We start from the raw sequence: 22832 nt of genomic DNA on the forward strand, positions 1-22832 counted from the left end.
TTGAGGGTGCCACGGGGCAGCCATTTTGTTGACGGATCAAAGGGATGGTAGTGAGAAAGTGAACCGCCGGAAGAGCTGCTGGCCGACCTTGGGGATCCCCTGACGGGGATGGGTTGGACGCCGGAATTCTGGTCGACATTGGGGCTTGATGGGGATTCGTGCGGTCGCGCATGGGGTCGATCGATAGGTATATCTTCCGTACGACGCTGGCGTCGTTTGCGCTGGTCCTGGTCAGCCTCACCGGCGTGATCTGGATTACGCAGGCGTTGCGCGGCATCGACCTGATGACGAGTCAGGGTCAGACCATTCTCACCTTCCTCGGCATCACAAGCCTCGTGATCCCGGCCCTGGTTCTGATCATCTCGCCGATCGCGCTGATGATCGCGATCTCGCACACGCTGAACAAGCTCGCGACCGATTCCGAGATCATCGTGATGAATGCCGCCGGCTTCTCGCCGTTCCGGCTGTTCTATCCGTTCTTCTACGCCACCTGCGTGGTGGCGCTGCTGGTCGCCTTCATCGCGGCCTATCTCGCCCCCGACGGCATGCGGCGGATCAAGCAGTGGGACGCCGAGATCACGGCCGACGTGCTCACCAACATCCTGCAGCCCGGCCGCTTCGCCCAGCTCGACAGGAACCTGACGATCCGGATCCGCGAGCGCCTGCCCGGCGGCATCCTCGCCGGCATCTTCATCGACGACCGCCGCGATCCGAACGAGCGCGTCTCGATCGTCGCCGAGCACGGCGAGGTCGTGAAGAACGAGACCGGCTCGTTCCTGGTGCTGGAGACCGGCAATCTTCAGCGCTTCGAGGCGGGCAAGCGCGATCCGGCGCTGGTGGCGTTCGGCCGCTACGGTTTCGACATGTCGAAGTTCTCCAACCAGGGCCGCGACGTCACCCTCGGCATCCGCGAGCGCTATCTGTGGGAGCTGTTCTCGCCGTCCGAGAACGACCCCGTCTACAAGCAGATTCCCGGTCAGTTCCGCTCGGCCCTGCACGACGGCATCCTGGCGCCGATCTATCCGTTCGCCTTTGCCGTGCTGACCTTCGCGTTCCTTGGGGCGCCTCGCACCACGCGCCAGAGCCGGAATTTCTCGATCGCCTCCTCGATCCTGGCGGTGTTCGGCCTGCGCATGGCCGGCTTCGCCTGTTCGGTGATGGCGGTGAAATCGCCGGGCGCGGTGCTGGTCCAATATGCGATGGTCGTCGGCGCGATCGGCGTCGGGCTGGCCATGATCATCGGCGGCGTCGTGGTCGAGCCGCCTCCCGGCCTGATGGAGGCCATCAACAGGTCGAACGCACGGATCGCGCGGCTGTTCGGACGTCCGGCCACCGCATGAGCATGCTCACCAACACACTCGGGCGCTACTTCGCAGGCCGCTTCGTGGTCGCGGCGCTCGGCGTCTTCGGCGGCATTTTCCTGCTGCTGGTGCTGGTCGACTACATCGAGATGGTGCGCAAGACCTCGGGGCTGGCATCCGCCTCCGCGATCATGGTGGCCGAGACCTCGCTGTTCCGGGTGCCGCAGCTCCTGGAGAAGCTGACGCCGTTCTGCATGCTGATCGGCGCCATGACCTGCTATCTCGCGCTCTCCCGCCGGCTCGAGCTGGTGGTGGCGCGCGCTGCCGGCATCTCCGCCTGGCAGTTCATCTCGCCGGCGCTCGGCAGCGCGCTGCTGATCGGGGTGATCGCCACCGTCGCCTACAATCCCATGTCGGCCAATTTGCGCGAGCTGTCCAAGCGCATGGAGGCCGAGCTGTTCGGCTCGGCGCCCGGCGGCGGCATTCAGGACGCCTCCGGCTTCTGGCTCAATCAGGTGACCAACGACGGCCAGACCATCATCAACGCGGCGCGGAGCGAGCAGCAGGGCATCCGGCTCACCGGGCTCACGCTGTTCCGGTTCGACTCGGACCAGCACTTCAAGGAGCGGGTCGAGGCGCGCGAGGCGACGCTCGAGGCCGGCCGCTGGGTGTTCAAAGGCGTCCGCCGCTTCTCGCTGGACGCGCCCCCGATCGACCAGGCCAGCCTGGAGATTCCGACCACGTTGACCGAGGCGCAGGTCCGCAACAGCTTTTCCACCCCCGAGACTGTGTCCTTTTGGCAACTACCGAGCTACATCCGCTCCTCGGAAAGCTCGGGCTTCGCGACAGCCGGATACCGACTCCAGTATCAGAAGCTTCTGGCACAGCCGTTTTTGCTCGCAGCCATGGTGATGCTCGCGGCCTCCGTGTCGTTGCGCTTCTTCCGGATGGGCGGCGTGCAGAAGATGGTTTTGAGTGGCGTGGGCGCAGGCTTTCTGCTCTACGTTCTGTCGAAAGTAACTGAGGATTTGAGCAAGGCTGAGTTGATGCATCCGATCGCTGCGGCGTGGTTGCCCGTTGTGGTGGGCGGCCTCACCGGCTTTTTGGCCTTGCTCTATCAGGAGGACGGATAGTGACTGCCGTCCACCGAGGGCTCGTGTCTCGTTTGACGCGGCGCACGTTGGTGCGCGCGAACGGGTGCGGCTTGTCCGTCCGCAGGCTCCTGATGGCTGTCGTCGCCGCTGCCTCGCTCGGCGGCTTGATCGACGCTGCCGTCGTGGCGCCGACCCAGGCCCAGAGCTTCACCTACAATCCGCTGCCGCCGCGTCCGAAGCCGCCGAAGGCCGCCAACGACAACCAGATGCTGGTTCAGGCGACCGAGGTCGACTACGACTACAACAATTCGCGCGTCTCCGCGGTCGGTAACGTCCAGCTGTTCTACAACGGCACCAGCGTCGAGGCCGACCGGGTCATCTACGACCAGAAGACCAAGCGGCTGCATGCCGAAGGCAACATCCGCATGACGGATGCCGACGGCAAGATCACCTATGCCGAGATCATGGATCTCTCCGACGATTACCGCGACGGTTTCGTCGACTCGCTGCGCGTGGACACAGCCGACCAGACCCGCATGGCCGCGAGCCGCGCCGACCGCTCCAGTGGCAACTACACGGTGTTCGAGAACGGCGTCTACACGGCCTGCGCGCCGTGTAAGGACGATCCGAAGAAGCCGCCGCTATGGCAGGTCAAGGGTGCGCGCATCATCCACGACCAGCAGGAGAAGATGCTGTATTTCGAGACCGCGCAGCTCGAATTCTTCGGCGTGCCGCTCGCCTACATGCCCTATTTCTCGACCCCCGACCCGACCGTGAAGCGCAAGTCCGGCTTCCTGATGCCCGGCTACTTCCCGGGCACGACGAACACGGGCTTCGGCGTCGAGGTTCCCTATTACTGGGCGATCGCGCCCGACATGGACGCGACCATCACCCCCCGCTTCATGACACGGCAAGGCGTCATGCTGCAGGGCGAATTCCGCCAGCGCCTGATCGACGGCGCCTACCAGATCCGCGCTTACGGCATCGACCAGCTCGATCCCGGAGCCTTTGCCGGGCAGCCCGGCGACCGCCAGTTCCGCGGCGCCGTCGACACCAAGGGTCAGTTCGCGCTGAACGACAAATGGGTCTGGGGCTGGGACGGCGTCCTGATGTCCGACTACTATTTCTTCTCGGACTACCGGCTCTATCAGTACCGTGATCCGCTCGGCTCGTTCCTGTTGCTGCCGACGGAAGCGCTGTCGCAGCTCTATCTGACCGGCGTCGGCAACCGCAGCTTCTTCGACGCGCGCACGATGTACTGGCTGAGCTATTCGGGCAACCAGAGCCAGGTGCCGATCGTCTATCCGGTGATCGACTATTCGAACGTGCTCAACTATCCCGTGTTCGGCGGCGAGTTCAGCTACAAGACCAACTTCGTGAACCTGTCGCGTGACGATGCGGTGTTCGATCCGATCACGACGGTCGCCAACACCAACGGCCTGTGCACCACGGCGTCGGCCGATCCGCTGGCGCGTATGCCCTCGCAGTGCCTGCTGCGCGGCTTCCCGGGCACCTACACACGCCTGACGGCGGAAGCGCAGTGGCGCAAATCCTTCACCGATCCGTTCGGCCAGATCTGGACGCCGTTCGCGAGCCTGCGCGCCGACGCGATCAACTCGTCGGTCTCCAACCAGCCCGGCGTGTCGAACTACCTGCCCATCGGCGACACCCAGGCGTTCCGCCTGATGCCGACCGTGGGCCTGGAGTACCGCTATCCCTTCATCAACATCCAGCCCTGGGGCTCGACCACCGTCGAGCCGATCGCGCAGATCATCATCCGGCCGAACGAGACCTATGCCGGCAAGCTGCCGAACGAGGACGCCCAGAGCATGGTGTTCGACGCCTCGAACCTGTTCAGCGTCGACAAGTTCTCCGGCTACGACCGGGTCGAGGGCGGCGGCCGCGCCAATGTCGGCGTGCAGTCCACCACGCAGTTCGACAAGGGCGGCGCGGTCAAGGTGCTGTTCGGCGAGTCCTACCACCTGTTCGGCCTGAACTCCTTCGCGGTTCAGGACGCCATCAATACGGGCATCAATTCCGGCCTGGACAAGCCGCGCTCGGATTACGTGGCGAGCGCCAGCTACTCGCCCAACAGCACCTACACGTTCAGCGTCCGTTCCCGCATGGACGAGCAGACCTGGAACGTGCAGCGCTTCGAGGCGGAAGGCCGCGCCAACTTCAATCGCTGGTCGGTCAGCGTGCTGTACGGCAATTACGCAGCGCAGCCGGAACTCGGCTATCTGACCCGCCGCGAGGGCATCCTGACCTCGGGATCGCTGAAGGTCGCGAACAACTGGGTGGTTTCGGGCTCGGCGCGCTGGGACCTCGAGGCCAACAAGATCAATCAATATGTGCTCGGTGCCGGCTATGTCGACGATTGCTTCGTGCTGGCGGCGAACTACGTAACTTCGTATAGCTATTCTGCGGGCACCACGCCGCCCGTGCTGAGCCATGCGTTCATGTTCCAGATCGGCCTGCGCACGCTGGCGACCACGTCGACGACCAGCAGTTCCGCCGGCCTCCAGTGAACGGTTTGAAGTGCCAGCCGTGCCTGCCCCATCACAGGCTCGACGCGGCTGACCTGCGAGCGACAATCATGACGACCTCATTGCCCGTCTTCCGCCTCCTGCTCGCCATCAGTGCCGGGCTGATCCTGACCGGACTGCCCTCGCCGTCGCGCGCGCAGAACATCGTCGTCATGGTCAACGGCGATCCGATCACCGATTTCGACATCGAGCAGCGCTCCAGGCTCGACCAGCTGACGACGCAGAAGACCCCGAGCCGGCAGGAGGTCATCAACGAGCTGATCGACGACAAGGTGAAGCTCAAGGAAGGCAAGAAGTACGGGGTCGATCCCGGCGTCTCCGACGTCAACCAGTCCTACGAGGGTATGGCGCAGCGCATGCGCATCACGCCGGAGCAGCTCACCAAATCACTCGAATCTAAGGGTGTCCGCCCCGAAACGCTGAAAGGCCGCATGAAGGCCGAGATGGTCTGGACCAGCCTGGTGCGCGGCCGATTCAAGGAGAAGCTGCTCGTCGGCGAGCGCGACGTCGCGCAGGCCGTGCAGGCCCAGACCGGCGACAAGCTTCAGATCGAAGGCACCGAATACAAGATGCAGCCGATCGTGCTGATCGTGCCGCGCGGCTCGTCCGCGGCGTTCCTGGAAACCCGGAAGAAGGAAGCCGAGACCTATCGGGCCCGCGTTGGGAGCTGCGAGGAAGCCAACTCGCTGTTCCGCTCGACGCCGAACGCCACCATCCGCGACGCCGTCACCAAGACCACCGCAGAGCTGCCCGACCCGCTGCGCAAGTTGCTCGACGACACGCCGATCGGCCACCTGACCGCGCCCGAGGTGACCAAGGCGGGCATCGAGATGGTGGTGCTGTGCTCGCGCAAGCCGACCATGATCGACACGCCGAAGAAGCGCGAGGTCCGCGAGAAGATGTATCAGGAGAAGTACGAGAAGACCCAGAAGGCCTATCTCGACGAGCTCCGCAAGGCGGCGATGATCGAATATCGCAACCGCTGATGGCCAAGCCCCTCTCAGAGCCCTCCACCAAGTCCGCAGCCAAGCCCCTTGCCCTCACCCTTGGAGAGCCCGCCGGCATCGGCCCCGACATCACGATCGCAGCCTGGCTCAGGCGCCGCGAGCTGAACCTGCCCGCCTTCTATCTGCTCGGGGACGACGCGCTGATCGCGCGGCGGGCCCGGGCGCTCGGCGTTGACATCAGGATCGCCGCGGTGAGCCCCAGTGAGGCCGCTTCCGCCTTCACTGATGCCCTGCCCGTGGTCGCGACCGGCGAGCGCGCGAGCGCCGAACCCGGCAAGCCCGACGCATCCAGCGCGCCGGCTGCGCTCGCCTCGATCCGTCAGGCGGTCATCGACGTGCGCGCAGGTCGCGCCGGCGCCGTCGTCACCAATCCGATCGCCAAGAGCGTGCTCTACCGCGCCGGCTTCCGCCATCCCGGCCACACCGAATTCCTCGCCGAGCTTGCCGCGGAGAACGGCCGCGTGCCGCAGCCGGTGATGATGCTGTGGTCGCCGCAGCTTGCCGTGGTGCCCGTGACCATCCACGTCCCGCTGCGCGATGCGCTGGGAGAGCTCACCAGCGAGCTGATCGTCTCGACCGTACGCATCGTCGCGACCGAACTGAAGTCCCGCTTCGGCATCGCAAAGCCGCGCATCGCGATCTCCGGCCTCAATCCGCATGCCGGCGAGGACGGATCTCTCGGCCACGAGGAGCAGACCGTCATCGCCCCGGCGCTCAAAGTCCTGCGCAACGGCGGTATCGAAGCCAGGGGCCCGCTGCCCGCCGACACCATGTTCCACCAGGCCGCACGACAGACCTATGACTGCGCGGTCTGCATGTATCACGACCAGGCGCTGATCCCGATCAAGACGGTCGCCTTCGATGACGCCGTCAACGTCACGCTCGGCCTGCCCATCATCCGCACCTCGCCCGATCACGGCACCGCCTTCGACATCGCCGGCACGGGTAAAGCCAATCCGGCGAGCCTGATCGCGGCGCTTCAGCTTGCCAGCCGCATGGCGGCTTCGTAGTGCCGCCGATCTGAAGTTCCTGCAGTGCACGCCGCGAGCGCGTTCAGGAACTTCAGATCGACAAGCGGCACTACAATGATAATTTCTTGGTGCCCTCAGCTTTCCGAAGTTCGTACAAGGGCGCCGCAGGTTGGCACGAACTTCGGAAAGCTAAGGGCACCCGCTGATGAGCGCGATCGACGACCTCCCGCCGCTGCGCGAGGTCATTCGCCAGCATGCGCTGTCGGCCAGGAAATCGCTCGGCCAGAACTTCTTGCTCGACCTCAACCTGACAGCGCGCATCGCGCGCGCGGCCGCGCCGCTGGACGAGGCGACGGTCGTCGAGATCGGCCCCGGCCCGGGCGGGCTGACGCGGGCGCTGCTCGCGCTCGGCGCGCGGCGCGTCATCGCCATCGAGCATGACGAGCGCGCAATTCCGGCCCTGCAAGATATTTCGGCGCGCTATCCCGGCCGGCTCGAGATCGTGCATGGCGATGCCATGACCTTCGATCCGCGCCCGCTACTCTCAGGCGAACGCGCAAAGATCGTCGCCAACCTGCCCTACAACATCGCGACCCAGCTTCTCATCAACTGGCTCACCGTCGAGCCCTGGCCGCCCTGGTACGAGATGATGGTCTTGATGTTCCAGCGCGAGGTCGGCGAGCGCATCGTCGCGCGCGAGGGCGAAGAGGCCTATGGCCGGCTCGGCGTGCTCGCCAACTGGCGCTGCGAGACCAAGATCCTGTTCGATATCTCGCCCTCGGCCTTCGTGCCGCCACCGAAGGTCACCTCCTCCGTTGTGCGCCTCGTGCCGCGCCCAGAGCCTCTGCCCTGCGATCGCAGGCTGCTCGAGCAGGTCGCCGCCGCCGCGTTCGGCCAGCGCCGAAAAATGCTGCGGCAAAGCCTGAAGTCGCTGGGCGTCGATCCCGCGCGGCTCGCGAGCGCCGCCGGCGTCGATGCGACGCGGCGCGCCGAGACCATCCCGATTTCCGGCTTTGTTGCCATGGCCCGTGAATTGGCCAATATACGGAATGAAGCAGAGCGATAATTTCGGAGGAAAGAATATGGCGCTGATGCGCAGGCAGTCCCTGGTCAAGTTCGATGCGCCGCTGTGCGAGACCATCGTCGACACGCCCAAGCCGCAAGGCCGCGAGGTGCTGGTGCGCATCGAGCGCTGCGGCCTCTGCCATTCCGACCTGCACATCCAGGACGGCTACGCCGATCTCGGCGGCGGCAAGAAGCTCGACACCACGCGCGGCATGATGCTGCCCTTCACGCTCGGCCACGAGATCGCGGGCGTCGTCGACGAAGTCGGTCCCGACGTAGCAGCCAGCCTCGTCGGCGCCAAGAAGGCCGTGTTTCCATGGATCGGCTGCGGCCAGTGCCGCGACTGCGCCAATGGCGACGAGAATCTCTGCGTCAAACAGCGCTTCCTCGGCGTCTCCATCGATGGCGGCTTCGCCAGCCACGTGCTGGTCCCCGACGCCAAATATCTGCTCGATTACGATCCCCTGCCGGTCAACCAGGCCGCGACCTTGATGTGCTCCGGGGTGACCGCCTATGGCGCGCTCAAGCGCCTGGTCGACCGTCCGCGCCAGCGCAACCTCTTGCTGATCGGCCTCGGCGGCGTCGGCATGATGGGCCTGTCGTTCGCGCAGGCAATGTTCAAGCAACCGATCACGGTCGCAGATCTGTCACCGGCCGCACGCGAGACCGCGCTCGAGAACGGCGCCGCCGTCGCCTACGATCCGGCCGAGCCTGACGTGATCAAACGTATCCTGAAAGAAACCGAAGGCGGCTTCGACGAGATCGTGGATTTCGCCGGCAACGAGAAGTCGATGGCGTTCGCGGTCGCGGTCGCCGCGCGCGGCGGCAAGATCGTGGTCTCCGGCCTGATGGGCGGCCAGTTCAGGCTGCCGATGGTGCAATGGGTCTATAAGCGCATGACCATCGAAGGTTTCATGGTCGGCACGCTGGCTGAGGCGCACGAGCTGATGGCGCTCGCACGCGCCGGCAAGATCAAGCCGACGCCGATGCGCGAGGAGCCGATGGGCGACGTGCAGAAATGGATCGACGAGCTGCGCGCCGGCAAGGTCGTCGGCCGCATCGTACTCAAGAACTGATCCGCTCGAGCGGCGGGCCCGACGCAAGTCTCGCCCGCCGCACGGAACGCCTGCGACCGCGCCGCGTTGGCAGCGCATGTCGATCCGTTGCACCGTTGAAAGCGCGTTCTTCATCGCCTGGAGCTGCCTGGAGAAGAGTGGCGAGCTCGGGCCGCCCGACGAGAGCGCAAATTTCCTGCTCGACTCGATCGAAGCCCAGCTCCGGGCCGGTGAACGCCGGCAGTTGATGCTTGCCAACAGAGCGATCGACGCCTATCGCGCGGCTGCGGCGAAGGGCGATGCCGCCGCCGGACGTGAAGCGCGCCCTGGATGATGGCCTTCGGCTATCGCTGCGTGCGCAACCGACGCCGTTGCATGGCCGGCGCACTCATTTTTTCTTGCCGCCGGTCCTGTGCTCGGTCTTGGACGCATCCTTGATGCCGGGCCGATCTGCCTGAGTTGCATTCATGCCGGTGGTATCCATCGTCCCTTTCTCGGTGGCACCGTTCGTGTTCTCCGGCCTCTCCATGCCGGACTGCGGAGCCGGTCCGGAATTCTGCGCGATGACGGGCCCGGCCATCGCTGCAAACGCGATCGCCACGATGAGCGCTTTCATTGGCATCTCCCTCGTCTCATAAATGACGTGCCCGCAAGAGAGTTGTTCCCCTCAGGCTGAACTTCGCGCTAACGCGCCTTACACAAAGGGCGGCGCCTGCCGTTTCAGGTGCAGATAGGCTGGACTGAAATCTCCGAGCCGCTGCAATTCACGCCACTTCAGCACGATCAGCTCGCCCTCGCGCAGGTCCATGGCTCCGCTCCGCCTGAGGTCGGCAAGGGTCCGGTTCACCGTCGCGATCGCCATGCCCAAGGTCTCGCCAAGCTGAGCCAGGCTGATCGGCAGGCGGCAGCGATTGCCGCGGACCAGCTGCGCCGCGCGGGCCCGGTAGAACAGCTCGCAAAAAAGGTGCGCCATACGCGCCTGCATCGGCCGCGCGCTGTTGTTGGTGATGGCCTCGCGGAAGATCGCGGCATCGAGCAGCGTCTCGCGCCAGACGGCCAGCCCAAAGGTCGGCCGCCGCCGGAACGCGACGAACAATTCGCGATGCGGGATGAAGGCGATCGACGCCGGCCCGAGCGCACTGAGCCCATGATCCATCATGTCAATGAACAAGCCCTGCGCATCCGGAAGGTCGCCGGTGAGATGAAACGCCAAATATTGTCGCCGCCCGCTGCCGAGCAGGTGATAGCGGGCAACCATGCCGGAGACGACCAATGCCGAATGCTTCGGCTCGTCACCTTGACGGATGAAATCCTCGTTGGGCGCGAAATCGCGCAGCGTGAAGGTGAGCGCGCGGATCTCGGCAATATCCTCCTCCGCGAGCCCGGTGTGCTCGCCGAGGTTCCGGATCAGCACGTCGTGAGCATTTTGCATGGGCCCGCCGAAAATCGCGCCGGTTCTATCAAATGATACGTCCGGCTTGCGTTCAGCGGACTAGAACGCGGGTCGGAAGCACAGGTTGCTAACCGGTTCGTGACGCACCGATCGCAGCCACACCATCCCCCGATTTCGGACCCAGCCGCCTTATGAATCCCCCGACGATCCTGGAACGCATTCGCGGACTGTTCGCATCCGGTACAGGCGAGCACCTGGACAGCATTACCGAGGCCCTCCTCAACGGAACGCTGAAGGAGCCTGCCCACCCGATGTCGGATCAGGAACTGGCCCGTGCCATCCGCGAGTTCCGCTCCGTTCCGGTCTCGGACTGGACCATCGCAAGACTCTCGCGGCGCCTGCTCGAGGCGTCCGGGCCGCGCGACGTCTGAAGCGCACCACTGGTCTCATGCCGCATCCGAAGTTCATCGCGCGTCTCCAGGCGATCGAAGGCCTATCCGAGGACGAACGCCGGCAGATCGCAGGCTTGCCGTCGACGCTGCGCCAGGTCGCGGACGGCGAGATCGTGTTACGCCAGGGCGAGGCCCCTTCACGCTGCGTCTTCGTCGTCAGCGGCTTCCTCTACCAGGCCCGTATCGTCGGCGATCGCAGCCAGATCCTCGCCTTCCACGTTCCCGGCGACATGCCGTGCCTGCACACGCTGCTGATCTCGCCGATCGATGCAGACCTCGTCGGGCTAGGCCCGACCATCGTCGGCACCGTTGCGCACAGCCAGCTGCGCCAGCTGCTCGACGGCTCCATCCACCTGACCCGCGCCTTCTGGCACGAGACACTGATCGATGCCGCGATCTCGCGGCAATGGATCGCGCGCCTCGGCGCACAGGCGGCGCTGCCCAAGCTTGCGCATCTCATCTGCGAGCTCGCCGCGCGGCTGGAGGTCGTCGGCCTCGTCAAGGACGGCAGTTTCCAGATGCCGATGACGCAGCGGCACGTTGCTGACGCCTGCGGACTGTCGATCGTCCACGTCAATCGCACCATTCAGGAGCTGAGGCATCGTGGACTGATCACGTGGGAGGGCAGCGAGATCGCGCTGCTCCAGCCCGACGAGCTGCGGAGACTTGCGGATTTTACGCCGGATTATCTGAGCTGAGCGTTGGAGCATGAGCGTGTGATTTCGCGAGGCGTCGGGCAAAACACCGCGTCAAGCCCCTCCTCGCAAAAATATTTTACTTTTCCGAATTTCGGATTTATGGCATACACCTCGCATCCCGGCCCTGCCAAAGGGGCGCTTCGCGATCGTCACGAGATGCGGGCCGGGTGGCGGTGGACGCGGCAGCGCCGGCGCGGATGGCGTGGTGACAGGGCGGGCAACCGTGAGTCTCACGCGACGCGGTACGACACGGCGCAGTTAAAGCGGCCTCGTTGGTCGTCTTGGGTGAGCACGCGCCAGCCCCTGATGATCCGGTGGGGTCGTCCGGGGACGGAGAAGTCGTGTGGTCCTGACGCCCGGGGTCTGTGCGTCAAGGCTTGTGGTGATGCGGCGGCCCGACCGGGCACGCGCATCAGCCATCCGCAAGGCGACGGGGGCAATAGTGCATCGCTCCCCGGGGAGCAACTGTGTTGAAGTAGCCCGGCGATCGGCCGGCCTCAAGGCTGGCGCTGGCGCGCCACCGCCTCCGGCGGCTTCCGGCCTTGACCCCGTCCGCTCGCCGGTCTTCAGGGCGTGCAAGCGCTCGGCGGAAGCCGAGCGGAGTTGCTCACTTCGTACCGGCCGGCGTCCCATTTCTCGCCGCGTGCGATCATGACGTTCAGGATCACGATCAGCTTGCGCATGCAGGCGATGAGCGCAACCTTCGGCTCCTTGCCTTTGGCGATCAGGCGATCGTAAAAGGCCTTGAGCACGGGGTTATGCCGGGTCGCGGCTCCCATGGACGCCATGTAGAAGACGTTGCGGACCTTGCGGCGTCCGCCCTGGATATGACGGACGCCCCGACGTTTGCCGCTGTCGTCGTCATAAGGCGCAGCACCCAGCAGGGCCGCGGCCACTTTGTTGCCTATCTGGCCGAGTTCCGGCATCGCCCCGATCAGTCCGGCGGATGTGCCCCCGGCAAGACCTGGTACGCTCTCGATGATCTCGGCGAGTTCGGCAAAACGCGGTGTGGTCTTGATCAGGGCTGCGATCGCTGCTTCCAGCTTGGCAATTTCGGCGGCGAGCCGCTTCAGCAGGCGATTTTGCATCTTCTGCACGACGTCAGGAGTGGAATGCTCCGTCCTGTTTCGCAAGCTCGTCTGCACGTCAATCAGAGCCTGGCGCGCACTCACGATCTGCGCCAGCTTCTCGCGTGCCGCATCGTAGGCTTGCCCCCTTGCCTCAATGAAGGTCTCGGCGAACCAGGCAATCATCTCCGCATCGATCGGATCGTTCTTGGCGAGCTGTCCAGCCGATTTGGCGAAGTTGCGCACCCGCTTTGGATCCACCACCAAGCCTTCGATACCATCCTGGCGTAGCACCTTGGCCCACTCCCGCTCATAACCACCGGAAGCCTCCATGGCGGCTTTGCCGACCTTGTGCTTGCGAAGCCAGCGGATCAGCGCTCGCCGACCTTCTGGGCTGCTCGCGAACGTCTGCCGTTGTGACAATGAGCGAATGCACACATCCACCTTGTCCTTGGCCACGTCGATGCCAGCGACAAGGACGTCGTTTTGTGCCATCATCTACTCCCTTCCTTGCTCGGTTCGGGCTCGAAGCCCATGCAACTGTTCGGGTTGAGGAAGACCACCGGATCTGTCCCTCGCTCCCCGACAGGCTCAAGGCCTTTGAGCACGAACGGGCTCAGATCCAGCGACGGGCGGTTTTGCGAGAACCGCCCGTTCGCACATTCTGGCAGATTTTCTGGACACAAGAGCACGAAGGACACCGTTAAAACCAGCCGCGCAGGGAAGGCCAAGCGTTCGGCGAGACCTGTGATCCACCCCGTGTGCATTCTTGGAAAGCGCACGGATCTGCGGGTGCCAGCCGGCGCTGGCATTCCCTGCGCCCTTTGGCATCCAACGGGCGGCAAAAGTCAGCAAGCCTCGGGCAGAACCTGCCGCGGGACTGCAAGGCCGTGGCCGCGGCCCAGCCAGATCATTGGCGCCGAACAAGGGGAACTCTCATGCGCAGAGCTGCTGCGGGATTCATCCTCCACCGAGCCTTCGCGCGGACAAAAACGCCTCACCACAGCGGAACGAACGCGCCGCAGGCCCGATTCAAGCCACATCCTCTCCGGATTTGCGGCTCATTGCCACCCAAGTCTTTGACGAGAAGGGGCTGGTAGAGAGTTGCGTCATGCGTAACCGGGAGACCAGGATGGGCAACCGCGCCGCAAAGTTCATTTCGACCCTCGTCGCCAGCATCATTGCCGGCGCGCCATTGGCCGCGGTATCGCAGAACGCGCCAACCGCATCGAGCACGGCCAACGCGGCCCCCGACTGCCTGGCTTCACCGAAGGATGCCGCGCCGCAGGGCCAGCACTGGTACTATCGCCTCGACCGCACCACCAAGCGCAAATGCTGGTATCTGCGCGCCGCCGGCGACAAGGACAGCGCGAGGACCGCGCAGACCACGCAGACCACGAGCGATACACCGACCGCAGATGCGCCGGCGCCGCAGCAGCATCCGGTGCAGGACGCGCGCGCCGAATATCTGACGCCGCGGAATGGCGCCGACCCCAAAACGCCGAATGCCGTCGCGCAAGGAGCCGCCGCGACACCGGTACAGCAATCCGCGGATCAGGCCGCTGATGGCAGCGCGCAGCAACCCGCCGGCGCCGCGCCCTGGCCTGATGTCTCCACAGCGTCCGCTCCGCCGGCGCCACCGCCGGCACCGACCGTTGTCGCGGCAGCCGCGCAGCCAAGCGCAAAGCCGTCGAAATCCCCGTCCCCGCTCGCTGCTGCAGACAACACGACCGACAAGCCGACCGGCTCGCTCCAGATGCTGCTGCTCGTGATCGGCGGCGCGCTGGCGCTTGCCGGAATCCTGGCCAGCCTCATCTACCGCTTCGCCGGTGCGCGCGTCCGCCTCCACTCGGCCGGCCGTCACGCACATTGGGCAGATTGGGAGGCGCAGCATCAGGACGGAAGCCATGCGCCCTGGCTCGCTTCACAGCCGGCCGTCGCTCAGCCGCCGCGCCCCGTCGACTTCGATGCGGCGCGCCCGCAACCGACGAGACACGTGACGAAACTTGCAGCGATCGGTCGCGAGCTCGAGTTGATCGATGCGCGCGGGCGGCGTGCCGCCGCTCCGGCAACTGAACCTGTCGAGGCCAGAAGCGGCAATGTCGAGATCAAGCTGGTCGAGAAGAAATTCGAGACCGTCGCCACTGCGCCCCAACGCGCCGCCAAGGAAATCAGCAAGGATCACGATGACGCGCCGGCAGGCCGTGATGCCGATGCCGTCGACATCGACGCTATCACGTCGATGCTGGAGCAGCTGGCGAAGGAAGGGCCGCGCCTGTCGCGGCCTAACCTTGAAGCTGACCTTGCAAACTTCGCACGAAGCCTACGAGGCCAATCCGCCGCTCGCGCTTGAGGCGTTCGGCCTTCAGGATCGACTGCACCTCGGCGAAGGCCTCGTCGACGTCGCGGTTGATGACGATGTAGTCGTACTCGGCCCAGTGGCTCATCTCGTGGCTGGCGCGGCTCATGCGCTTGCGGATCACCTCGTCGGAATCCTGCGCGCGCGAGTGCAGGCGCTTCTCGAGATCGGCCGCCGAGGGTGGCAGGATGAAGACGCTGACGACGTCGGCACGCGCCTTCTCGCGCAGCTGCTGAGTGCCCTGCCAGTCGATGTCGAACAGCACGTCCTGTCCCGCCGACAGCGCCGCCTCGACGGGGCCGCGCGGCGTGCCGTAACTATTGTCGAATACCGTCGCCCATTCCAGGAGCTCGCCGGCCTTCGCCATCGCGTCGAACGTCGCCTTGTCGACGAACGAATAATCCTTGCCGTTGACCTCACCGGGACGCATCGGCCGCGTCGTCGCCGAGACCGACATTTTCAAGCCGGGCGTCCGCTCCATCAGGAGACGCGACAGCGTCGTCTTGCCCGCGCCCGACGGCGAAGACAGCACGAACATCAATCCGCGCCGCTCGACACCGTCAGTTCCGTGACCGCCCGTCGCCATCGATCACTCCAGATTCTGGACCTGCTCGCGGAATTGCTCGACCACGTTCTTCATGGCCAGCCCGGTGTTGGTCAGCTCGATGTCGTTCGACTTCGAGCAGCAGGTGTTGACCTCGCGATGAAACTCCTGCGCCAGGAAGTCGAGCTTGCGCCCGATCGGGCCGCCCTTGCCGATCAACTCGCGCGCCTGCGCGATGTGCGAGGCAATGCGGTCGAGCTCCTCGCGGATGTCGGCCTTGGTCGCGATCAGGATCGCCTCCTGCATCAGGCGATCGGAATCGAAACGATCGGTGGTGTCGAGCAGCGTAGCGATCTGCTCAGCGAGCTTGGCCTTGATCACCTCCGGCTTGCGGCCGGGCGCGGCCTCGGCCTTCTTGGCCAGCTGCTCGATCTCGTCGACGCGCTGGATCAGAATCTGCCCCAGCGACGTGCCCTCGCGCTTGCGCATCGCGACGAGGTCGGCGAGCGCCTTATCGAAGGCGTCGGCTGCAGCGGCACGCGCGGCCTTGTCCTCTTCCTCGTCACCCTCGGGCTCGGCGACCTCGACGACGCCCTTGATGGCGAGCAGGCCGTCGATGCTCGGCGCCACCGCGTCGACCTTGCCGGAAATCAGCGCGGCGGCCTTCAGGACCGCGTTGAGGACGTCCTCGTTGACGCGCACCGTGGCGGCAGCGTTGGTGCGCTTGACGTTGAGATTGGCGTAGACGGTGCCGCGCGAGAGCAGCTCGCCGGCGCGCTTCTTGGCATGAGCCTCGAGCTCGTCGAACCCCTGCGGCAGCCGCACCCGCAAGTCAAAGCCCTTGGCGTTGACCGACTTCAATTCCCATTCGAAGGTGTACGGCCCGCTCGCGCCGTGGCTTCGGGCAAAGCCGGTCATGGACGACAGCGCCATCAGTTCAGATTCTCCAGGAACTCGGGATTCGCGAGGCCATCAAGCCACGCGAATCTTAAGACTATTTTGCCGGAAAGTGGAATCCGCAATGTCCGCAGGCAAGGTCCGCGAGCCTAGCGCTGGACCACCGGCGGCGAGGATTGGACCGCGCCCTGCCGGGCCGGTGCGGGATTGGCGGGGCGCGCCGCAGGCGGCTTCTTCTGCTGATTGGGCCGCGCCGGCGTTGTCGCAGTCGGTGTGTCGGCAGGTCCGGGAGCGGCGGCGGCCGGCGGCTGCGCGTCCTCGGCCGGCTCGACCGTGTCGTTCTGGATCTGCTTTTCCATTGCGCGCAGCTTGGCGACGTTCTTCTGGTGCGCGTCGTAGGTCTCGGTGAAGGCGTGCCCGCCGGTGCCGTCCGCGACGAAATAGAGGTCGCGGGTGCGGGCCGGGTTGGCGGCGGCTTCCAGCGAAGCGCGGCCCGGATTGGAGATCGGACCCGGCGGCAGGCCCTCGATCACATAGGTGTTGTAGGGCGAGGGCTGCGTGATCTCGCTGCGCTTGATCGGCCGGCCCAGCGTCCCCTTGCCGCCGACGAGCCCGTAGATGATCGTGGGATCGGACTGCAGCTTGATCCTCTGCTTCAGGCGATTGACGAACACCGCGGCGACGCGGCTGCGCTCATCGGGCTTGCCGGTTTCCTTCTCGATGATGGACGCCAACGTGACCAGCTGCTCCGGCGTCTTGACCGGAACGTCCTGATTGCGGCGCTCCCAGATCTCGGCAAGCACACGCTTATGTGCCTGCTGCATGCGCTGGATCACCTGCTCGCGCGGGGTGCCGCGCGGGAATTTGTAGGTCTCCGGCAACAACGTACCTTCGCGCGGCAGCTCGCGCACGCTGCCGGTGAAGATGTCGTTGTCGGTCAGCCGCGCCACGATCTGCTCGGAGGTCAGGCCCTCCGGAATCGTGACGGCATGCTGCACCACCTTGCCCTCGACGATCGTGGCGATCACGTCGCGCAGCGACGCGTTCCTCTGGAACGAATACTCACCCGGCTTGAGGTCCGAGCTCGCCTTCAACGCGGCGACGCTGGCGATGAACACCCAGGGATTGACGTCGGTCACGCCTTCCCGGTTCAGCGTCTCGGCGATATCGCGCTTGCCCGCACGCTGCGGGATGTTGACGATCTTGTCCTCTTTCAGCGGTCCAGGCGCCTCGAGCACCTGCCGGCCGTAATAATAGATGCCGCCGGCGCCGAGCATGGTGATCAGCACAAGGGTGATGATGGCATTGCCGACGATCACGAGCGGGTTGCGCGCGCGGTCCGACCGCTTGGGCGGCGGCGGGAGCTGCTCGGGCTCGAGCGCGGCCCGCGGACTCCGGGGTGAAATGGGCGGCCTTTCACTCATTGAGACAACCTGAATCCTGCCGGTTCAATCGCGGCCCGACAATCGCTTGCCGTGCCAAAATGCACGCGCCCACGTCCATGACTATCGCCGAATACGGCAAAACGGTGGATTCGTCTCAAACGCAAACTAACTGGCCAGGCGCCGGACGATCACCGACGCATTGGTACCGCCAAAACCAAAAGAGTTCGACAACGCGACGTTGACCTCACGCTGCTTCGCCTTGTGCGGCACGAGATCGATCGCGGTCTCGACCGAGGGATTGTCGAGATTGATCGTCGGCGGCACGACATTATCGCGAATCGCGAGAATGGCGAAGATCGCCTCGATCGCGCCGGCCGCGCCGAGGAGATGGCCGGTCGACGACTTGGTCGAGGACATCGCAACCTTCGAGGCGGCATTGCCGAGCAGGCGCTCGACGGCACCGAGCTCGATCTCGTCGCCGAGCGGTGTCGAGGTGCCGTGCGCGTTGATGTAGTCGAGATCGGACGGCGTCAGGCCGGCACGCTTGAGCGCCGCCGACATGCTGCGGAAGCCGCCATCGCCGTCCGGCGACGGCGAGGTGATGTGGTAGGCATCGCCGGAGAGGCCGTAGCCGATCACCTCGGCATAGATCCTGGCGCCGCGGCGCCTGGCGTGCTCGAGCTCTTCCAGCACGAGGACACCGGCGCCCTCGCCCATCACGAAGCCGTCGCGGTCCTTGTCATAGGGACGCGAGGCCTTCTCGGGCGTCTCGTTGAAACCGGTCGAGAGCGCACGCGCGGCATTGAAGCCGGCAATGCCGATGCGGCTGATCGGCGACTCGGCGCCGCCTGCGACCATCACGTCGGCATCGCCGAGTGCGATCAGGCGGGCGGCATCGCCGACCGCGTGCGCGCCGGTCGAGCAGGCCGTGACCACCGAATGGTTCGGCCCCTTCAGCCCGTGCGCGATCGAGACGTAGCCGGAGGCGAGATTGATCAGGCGGCCTGGAATGAAGAACGGCGACACCCGGCGCGGCCCACGCTCCTTCAAGAGGATCGCGGTATCGGCGATGCCGTTGAGGCCGCCGATGCCGGACCCAATCATGGTGCCGGTCGCACACTTGTCCTCTTCGGTCTCGGGATGCCAGTTGGCATCGTCGAGCGCCTGGCCGGCCGCGGCCATGCCGAAGATGATGAAGTCGTCGACCTTGCGCTGGTCCTTCGGCTCCATCCACTTGTCGGGATTGAAGCTGTCGTTCGACCCGTCGCCGCGTACGACCGTGCAGGCGATCTTGGTCTGAAGATCGGAGACATCGAAGCTCTCGATCCTGCGCGCGCCGCTTTCGCCGTTAAGGATGCGCTTCCAGGTCGGCTCGACGCCACAGCCGAGTGGCGAGACCATGCCGAGACCCGTGACGACGACCCGCCTCATATCCGAAAACTCCGCATCGAAAGATTCACGGCCAATAACAAGAAACCGGCTGACCGCTGCGAAGCGGCCCGTCCGGTTTCAATGTTGTCCCCGCGAAAATGAAGAGCCTTAGCTCTTCGCGTTCTTCTCGAGAAACTTCGTGGCGTCGCCGACGGTGAGAATCGTTTCCGCGGCGTCGTCCGGAATCTCGCAACCGAATTCCTCTTCGAACGCCATCACCAGCTCGACGGTGTCCAGACTGTCGGCGCCGAGGTCGTCGATGAAGCTCGCGTTGTCGACAACCTTCTCGGGTTCAACACCAAGGTGTTCGACCACGATCTTCTTAACCCGCTCGCCAATGTCACTCATTGCTTAACCTCGTGTTGTTCCCTGTAGACCCGACCCCCCGGGACGATACGAGCCGTCGTGGTCGTTTGACTGCCTTCGCTTACGAACTTTGATTTGGCCCATCCTAACAGATGCGGCCCCGGCGAACGACGGCCAAAGGCTCCGCATCGCCAATATACAGGGTTTCAAAAACCTGCAATGGCGTTCTTTGCCCATCCGTTGAAGGTCCGGTTATCATACTTCAATTGCCTTGACTACAAGCCTCATTTCGCTCCGGAAACGGCCGTTTGCCGCATGCCGCACCGCCCTGACAGGCGGCGCGGCTCGAGACGTCAGATCATGGCCATGCCGCCGTTGACGTGGATGGTCTGCCCGGTGACGTAGGATGCTTCGTTCGAGCTCAGGTAGACGGCGGCCGCCGCGATGTCCTCGGGCGTCCCCAGGCGGGCGGCCGGAACCTTGGTCAGAATCGTTTCGCGCTGCTTGTCGTTGAGCGCATCCGTCATCGGCGTCTTGATGAAGCCGGGCGCGATGCAGTTCGCGGTGACGCCACGCTTGGCGTATTCGGCGCCGAGCGTCTTGATCATGCCGATCAGGCCTGCCTTCGATGCAGTATAATTGCCCTGCCCCGGATTGCCGGTGACGCCGACCACAGAAGTGATGGCGATGATGCGGCCGAAGCGCTTGCGCATCATCAGCTTGGTCGCGGCGCGCGCCAGGCGGAAGGTCGCGGTCAGATTGACGTTGATGACCTCGTCCCAGTCCTCGTCACGGAGTTGCACGAAGAGGTTGTCGCGCGTGATGCCGGCATTGGCGATGAGAATGTCGACCTGGCCCATCGCTGCTTCCGCAGCCGGCACCAGGGCCTCGACCTCATCGGTCTTGGAAAGATTGCATGGCAGCACATGGGTGCGTTCGCCGAGCTTGCCCGCAAGCTCGTCCAGCACCTCCTTCCGCGTCCCCGATATCGCGACGGTGGCGCCCTGCGCGTGCAGCGCCTGCGCGATCGCGCCGCCGATGCCGCCGGTCGCGCCGGTGACGAGCGCCTTTCGGCCAGTCAGATCGAACATTGATGACTCCTTTACGCCTGCTTCACGGCGGCCAATGCATCCTTGGCGGCGGCAATATCGTTCGGACTGCCGACCGCAACGCCGACGGCACCGTCCGCAATGCGCTTGACGAGACCGGTCAGCACCTTTCCGGCGCCGATCTCGAAGAAGCGGGTGACGCCCTGCCCGGCCATGTAGGCGACCGACTCGCGCCAGCGAACAGTGCCGGTGACCTGCTCGACCAGGCGGCGGCGGATCTCGTCGGGATCGGTGATGGCGCTCGCCAGCACGTTGGATACCAGCGGCGCCGCCGGCGCCTTGATCGTGACCTTCGAGAGCGCCTCCGCCATGGCGTCGGCGGCGGGCTGCATCAGCTTGCAATGGAACGGCGCGGACACCGGCAGCAGCATCGCGCGTTTGGCGCCCTTGGCTTTGGCAATCTCGACGGCGCGATCGACCGCGGCCTTGTCGCCGGAAACCACCACCTGCCCGCCACCATTGTCATTGGCGGCCTGGCAGACCTGGCCCTGCGCCGCCTCGCCGGCGACCTCCAGGGCGGCCTCATAGTCGAGACCAAGCAGCGCGGCCATCGCGCCGGCGCCGACCGGGACGGCCTTTTGCATTGCGAGACCGCGGGTGCGAAGCAGACGGGCGGTATCCGAAACCGTCAGGCTGCCGGCCGCGGCCAGCGCCGAATATTCACCAAGCGAGTGGCCGGCAACGAAGGCCGCGTCTCGCCCGACGGAAAAACCAGCCTCGGCTTCGAGCACGCGCAGGGTGGCGATAGACACTGCCATCAGCGCCGGCTGGGCGTTCTCGGTGAGTTGGAGGGTTTCGGCCGGACCGTCCCAGATGATGGCCGTCAGCTTCTCCCCAAGCGCAGCATCGACCTCGTCGAACACGGCGCGCGCCACCGGAAAGGCGTCGGCCAGAGCCTTGCCCATGCCGACAGCCTGGGAACCCTGCCCAGGAAATGTGAATGCAGCCGTCATCGGCGCTCCCTGCTTGTCAGGCATGATCCCTCTCGAGAACCGGCAGCCGATTACGCACGGCCTTGGGCCATGGTTCCGGATCATGCTCCAAAGGGCGCCGTAGACACCGTCCGGGGCCGCACTGTCAAGCCGAGACGGGAACTGGGGCCAGCATTCAACGGGGAATGGCCCTTAGAACCCGCCGGCAGTCTGGTTGGCATCGACCTCCGCCCCGGCCCGCGCGCGGCGCGCACTGTTGACAAGTTGCCCCGGCCGATCCTCGCGGTTCGGCCTTGCCGTCGCCAGCCGCAGCACCGCCGCGTAATTCGGCTGCACTTCCATCCGGCCGGCGTACCGGCTCGCGCTCAGCAGACGATGCACCTTCGGCAGATTGTAACAGGGCACATAGAACAAGAGATGATGCTCAAGGTGGTAATTCACGTAGTACGGCGCGATGAACAGGCGCTCGAGAAAATTGGCATGCGTGGTGCGGGTGTTGCGCAAAGGGTCATTGCTATCAGGAACGACGGCGTGCTCGGCGATGTTGCGGATGCGGGTGATGACCATCATCCAGGTCAGCAGCGGCACCAGCCAGAGCAGCGGATAGGCCCACCACACACCGGCCCCAGCGAGCGCCGCAAACATGATCGCGTTGACCGCACATTGCGGGCCAAGCATCTGCCAGAAATGCGCCGCACGCTGCCGCCATGACCAGTCCTTTGGCCCGAGCGCGTTGAGCAACTGCGCCTTGCGCTGCTGATAGCCGGTCTGCCCGGTGATATCGCGAATGAACTTGCGGCGGTAGCTCAACTTGGTGATCGGAAACGGCGCCGACAGCACGAGATCGGGATCGTCCTCCTGCTGGGTGCGCGCATGATGCTGAAGGTGATAGCGCCGGTAGCTGCGCGTCTCCGCAAACAGCGGATAGGCGCAGAACCACTGGCTCAAGGTCAGGTTGGTTCTCTCGTCGGCGGACAGGCAGCCATGGGCGCCGTCATGCATCAGGATCGCAAGGCCAAGCTGGCGCGAGCCGATGATGGCGACGGCGAGAACGTAGGTCACCGGATTCGGCCACCATGCGACCAATGCGACGGCACCGATGATCAGCGCCCAGGCGTGCGCGATCAGCGCAGCGCCTTTCCACGTCGCGCGCTGGCGCACCTCGGCCAATTGATCATCGGTCAGGAAATCGCGGGCACGCATGCGAAGCGCGGTCATGG

Annotated in this window: 22 protein-coding genes; 11 read left to right on the forward strand and 11 right to left on the reverse strand. The window is 65.1% G+C overall.

What is annotated here, in order from left to right; translation table 11 throughout:
* The first annotated feature begins 170 nt into the window (after positions 1-170).
* The 8 genes from lptF to BRAD3257_RS22120 all read left to right on the forward strand — a co-directional run bounded on the left by lptF (position 171) and on the right by BRAD3257_RS22120 (position 9373).
* On the forward strand, positions 171-1340 hold the full coding sequence (gene lptF, locus BRAD3257_RS22085) for an LPS export ABC transporter permease LptF (protein ID WP_122403562.1): 1170 nt from the start codon (positions 171-173) through the stop codon (positions 1338-1340).
* A complete protein-coding gene (gene lptG / locus BRAD3257_RS22090) occupies positions 1337-2434 on the forward strand; it encodes an LPS export ABC transporter permease LptG (protein ID WP_122403563.1) in 1098 nt (365 codons plus the stop codon). Before lptF ends, lptG begins: the two co-directional genes overlap by 4 nt.
* Positions 2434-4923 carry an LPS-assembly protein LptD gene (locus BRAD3257_RS22095; protein ID WP_162500306.1) on the forward strand — a complete coding sequence of 830 codons (2490 nt, stop codon included), beginning with the start codon at positions 2434-2436 and terminating at the stop codon, positions 4921-4923. Before lptG ends, BRAD3257_RS22095 begins: the two co-directional genes overlap by 1 nt.
* A 68-nt stretch (positions 4924-4991) precedes the next feature.
* Complete coding sequence (locus BRAD3257_RS22100; protein WP_162500307.1) at positions 4992-5927, forward strand: SurA N-terminal domain-containing protein; 936 nt, start codon at positions 4992-4994, stop codon at positions 5925-5927.
* Positions 5927-6958 (forward strand): 4-hydroxythreonine-4-phosphate dehydrogenase PdxA, encoded by a 1032-nt coding sequence (gene pdxA / locus BRAD3257_RS22105; RefSeq protein ID WP_122403565.1) that lies wholly within the window; start codon positions 5927-5929, stop codon positions 6956-6958. Before BRAD3257_RS22100 ends, pdxA begins: the two co-directional genes overlap by 1 nt.
* A 166-nt stretch (positions 6959-7124) precedes the next feature.
* Positions 7125-7985, forward strand: coding sequence for a 16S rRNA (adenine(1518)-N(6)/adenine(1519)-N(6))-dimethyltransferase RsmA (gene rsmA / locus BRAD3257_RS22110; protein WP_122403566.1), 861 nt, complete (start codon positions 7125-7127; stop codon positions 7983-7985).
* A 16-nt stretch (positions 7986-8001) separates the two neighbouring features.
* Positions 8002-9060, forward strand: coding sequence for an alcohol dehydrogenase (locus BRAD3257_RS22115; protein WP_122406712.1), 1059 nt, complete (start codon positions 8002-8004; stop codon positions 9058-9060).
* A 76-nt stretch (positions 9061-9136) separates the two neighbouring features.
* A complete protein-coding gene (locus BRAD3257_RS22120) occupies positions 9137-9373 on the forward strand; it encodes a hypothetical protein (RefSeq protein ID WP_122403567.1) in 237 nt (78 codons plus the stop codon).
* Between the two features lie 54 nt (positions 9374-9427).
* Here the strand turns inward: BRAD3257_RS22120 and BRAD3257_RS22125 are convergent, their stop codons facing one another.
* The gene (locus BRAD3257_RS22125) at positions 9428-9655 is read right to left on the reverse strand and encodes a hypothetical protein (protein WP_122403568.1); all 228 of its coding nucleotides are present in this window, start codon (positions 9653-9655) and stop codon (positions 9428-9430) included.
* Positions 9656-9733: 78 nt separating this feature from the next.
* Positions 9734-10471, reverse strand: a complete 738-nt coding sequence (locus tag BRAD3257_RS22130) for a Crp/Fnr family transcriptional regulator (RefSeq protein WP_122403569.1) — start codon at positions 10469-10471, stop codon at positions 9734-9736.
* A 152-nt stretch (positions 10472-10623) separates the two neighbouring features.
* Here BRAD3257_RS22130 and BRAD3257_RS22135 point away from each other — a divergent pair, with 152 nt between their 5' ends.
* Together BRAD3257_RS22135 and BRAD3257_RS22140 are read left to right on the forward strand one after the other, a co-directional pair.
* Entirely contained in the window at positions 10624-10863 is a 240-nt protein-coding gene (locus tag BRAD3257_RS22135; RefSeq protein WP_122403570.1) for a hypothetical protein, read from the forward strand.
* Between the two features lie 17 nt (positions 10864-10880).
* On the forward strand, positions 10881-11582 hold the full coding sequence (locus BRAD3257_RS22140; protein ID WP_122403571.1) for a Crp/Fnr family transcriptional regulator: 702 nt from the start codon (positions 10881-10883) through the stop codon (positions 11580-11582).
* Positions 11583-12148: 566 nt separating this feature from the next.
* Here BRAD3257_RS22140 and BRAD3257_RS22150 read toward each other — a convergent pair.
* Positions 12149-13147, reverse strand: a complete 999-nt coding sequence (locus BRAD3257_RS22150; RefSeq protein ID WP_122403573.1) for an IS110 family RNA-guided transposase — start codon at positions 13145-13147, stop codon at positions 12149-12151.
* Positions 13148-13781: 634 nt separating this feature from the next.
* Here BRAD3257_RS22150 and BRAD3257_RS22160 point away from each other — a divergent pair.
* Complete coding sequence (locus BRAD3257_RS22160; protein ID WP_174221587.1) at positions 13782-15002, forward strand: hypothetical protein; 1221 nt, start codon at positions 13782-13784, stop codon at positions 15000-15002.
* Here BRAD3257_RS22160 and gmk read toward each other — a convergent pair.
* From gmk to BRAD3257_RS22200, 8 genes are all read right to left on the reverse strand, one after another.
* Positions 14935-15594 carry a guanylate kinase gene (gene gmk / locus BRAD3257_RS22165; protein ID WP_122403576.1) on the reverse strand — a complete coding sequence of 220 codons (660 nt, stop codon included), beginning with the start codon at positions 15592-15594 and terminating at the stop codon, positions 14935-14937. The genes BRAD3257_RS22160 and gmk overlap by 68 nt on opposite strands.
* Before the next feature lie 3 nt (positions 15595-15597).
* Entirely contained in the window at positions 15598-16485 is an 888-nt protein-coding gene (locus tag BRAD3257_RS22170; protein WP_122403577.1) for a YicC/YloC family endoribonuclease, read from the reverse strand.
* Positions 16486-16598: 113 nt separating this feature from the next.
* Positions 16599-17873 carry an endolytic transglycosylase MltG gene (mltG, locus tag BRAD3257_RS22175; protein ID WP_122403578.1) on the reverse strand — a complete coding sequence of 425 codons (1275 nt, stop codon included), beginning with the start codon at positions 17871-17873 and terminating at the stop codon, positions 16599-16601.
* Positions 17874-17999: 126 nt separating this feature from the next.
* Positions 18000-19265, reverse strand: coding sequence for a beta-ketoacyl-ACP synthase II (gene fabF, locus BRAD3257_RS22180; RefSeq protein WP_027574175.1), 1266 nt, complete (start codon positions 19263-19265; stop codon positions 18000-18002).
* 108 nt (positions 19266-19373) lie between these two features.
* Positions 19374-19613: an acyl carrier protein gene (locus tag BRAD3257_RS22185; protein WP_008551805.1), complete on the reverse strand. Its 240-nt coding sequence runs from the start codon at positions 19611-19613 to the stop codon at positions 19374-19376.
* A gap of 311 nt (positions 19614-19924) precedes the next feature.
* Positions 19925-20662: a 3-oxoacyl-[acyl-carrier-protein] reductase gene (gene fabG, locus BRAD3257_RS22190; RefSeq protein ID WP_122403579.1), complete on the reverse strand. Its 738-nt coding sequence runs from the start codon at positions 20660-20662 to the stop codon at positions 19925-19927.
* Positions 20663-20673: 11 nt separating this feature from the next.
* Positions 20674-21633 (reverse strand): ACP S-malonyltransferase, encoded by a 960-nt coding sequence (gene fabD / locus BRAD3257_RS22195; RefSeq protein ID WP_122406713.1) that lies wholly within the window; start codon positions 21631-21633, stop codon positions 20674-20676.
* A gap of 171 nt (positions 21634-21804) precedes the next feature.
* Entirely contained in the window at positions 21805-22830 is a 1026-nt protein-coding gene (locus BRAD3257_RS22200; protein WP_122403580.1) for a fatty acid desaturase family protein, read from the reverse strand.
* Positions 22831-22832: the final 2 nt, after the last annotated feature.

This window comes from Bradyrhizobium vignae (genome assembly GCF_900324035.1).
Lineage (GTDB): Bacteria > Pseudomonadota > Alphaproteobacteria > Rhizobiales > Xanthobacteraceae > Bradyrhizobium > Bradyrhizobium vignae.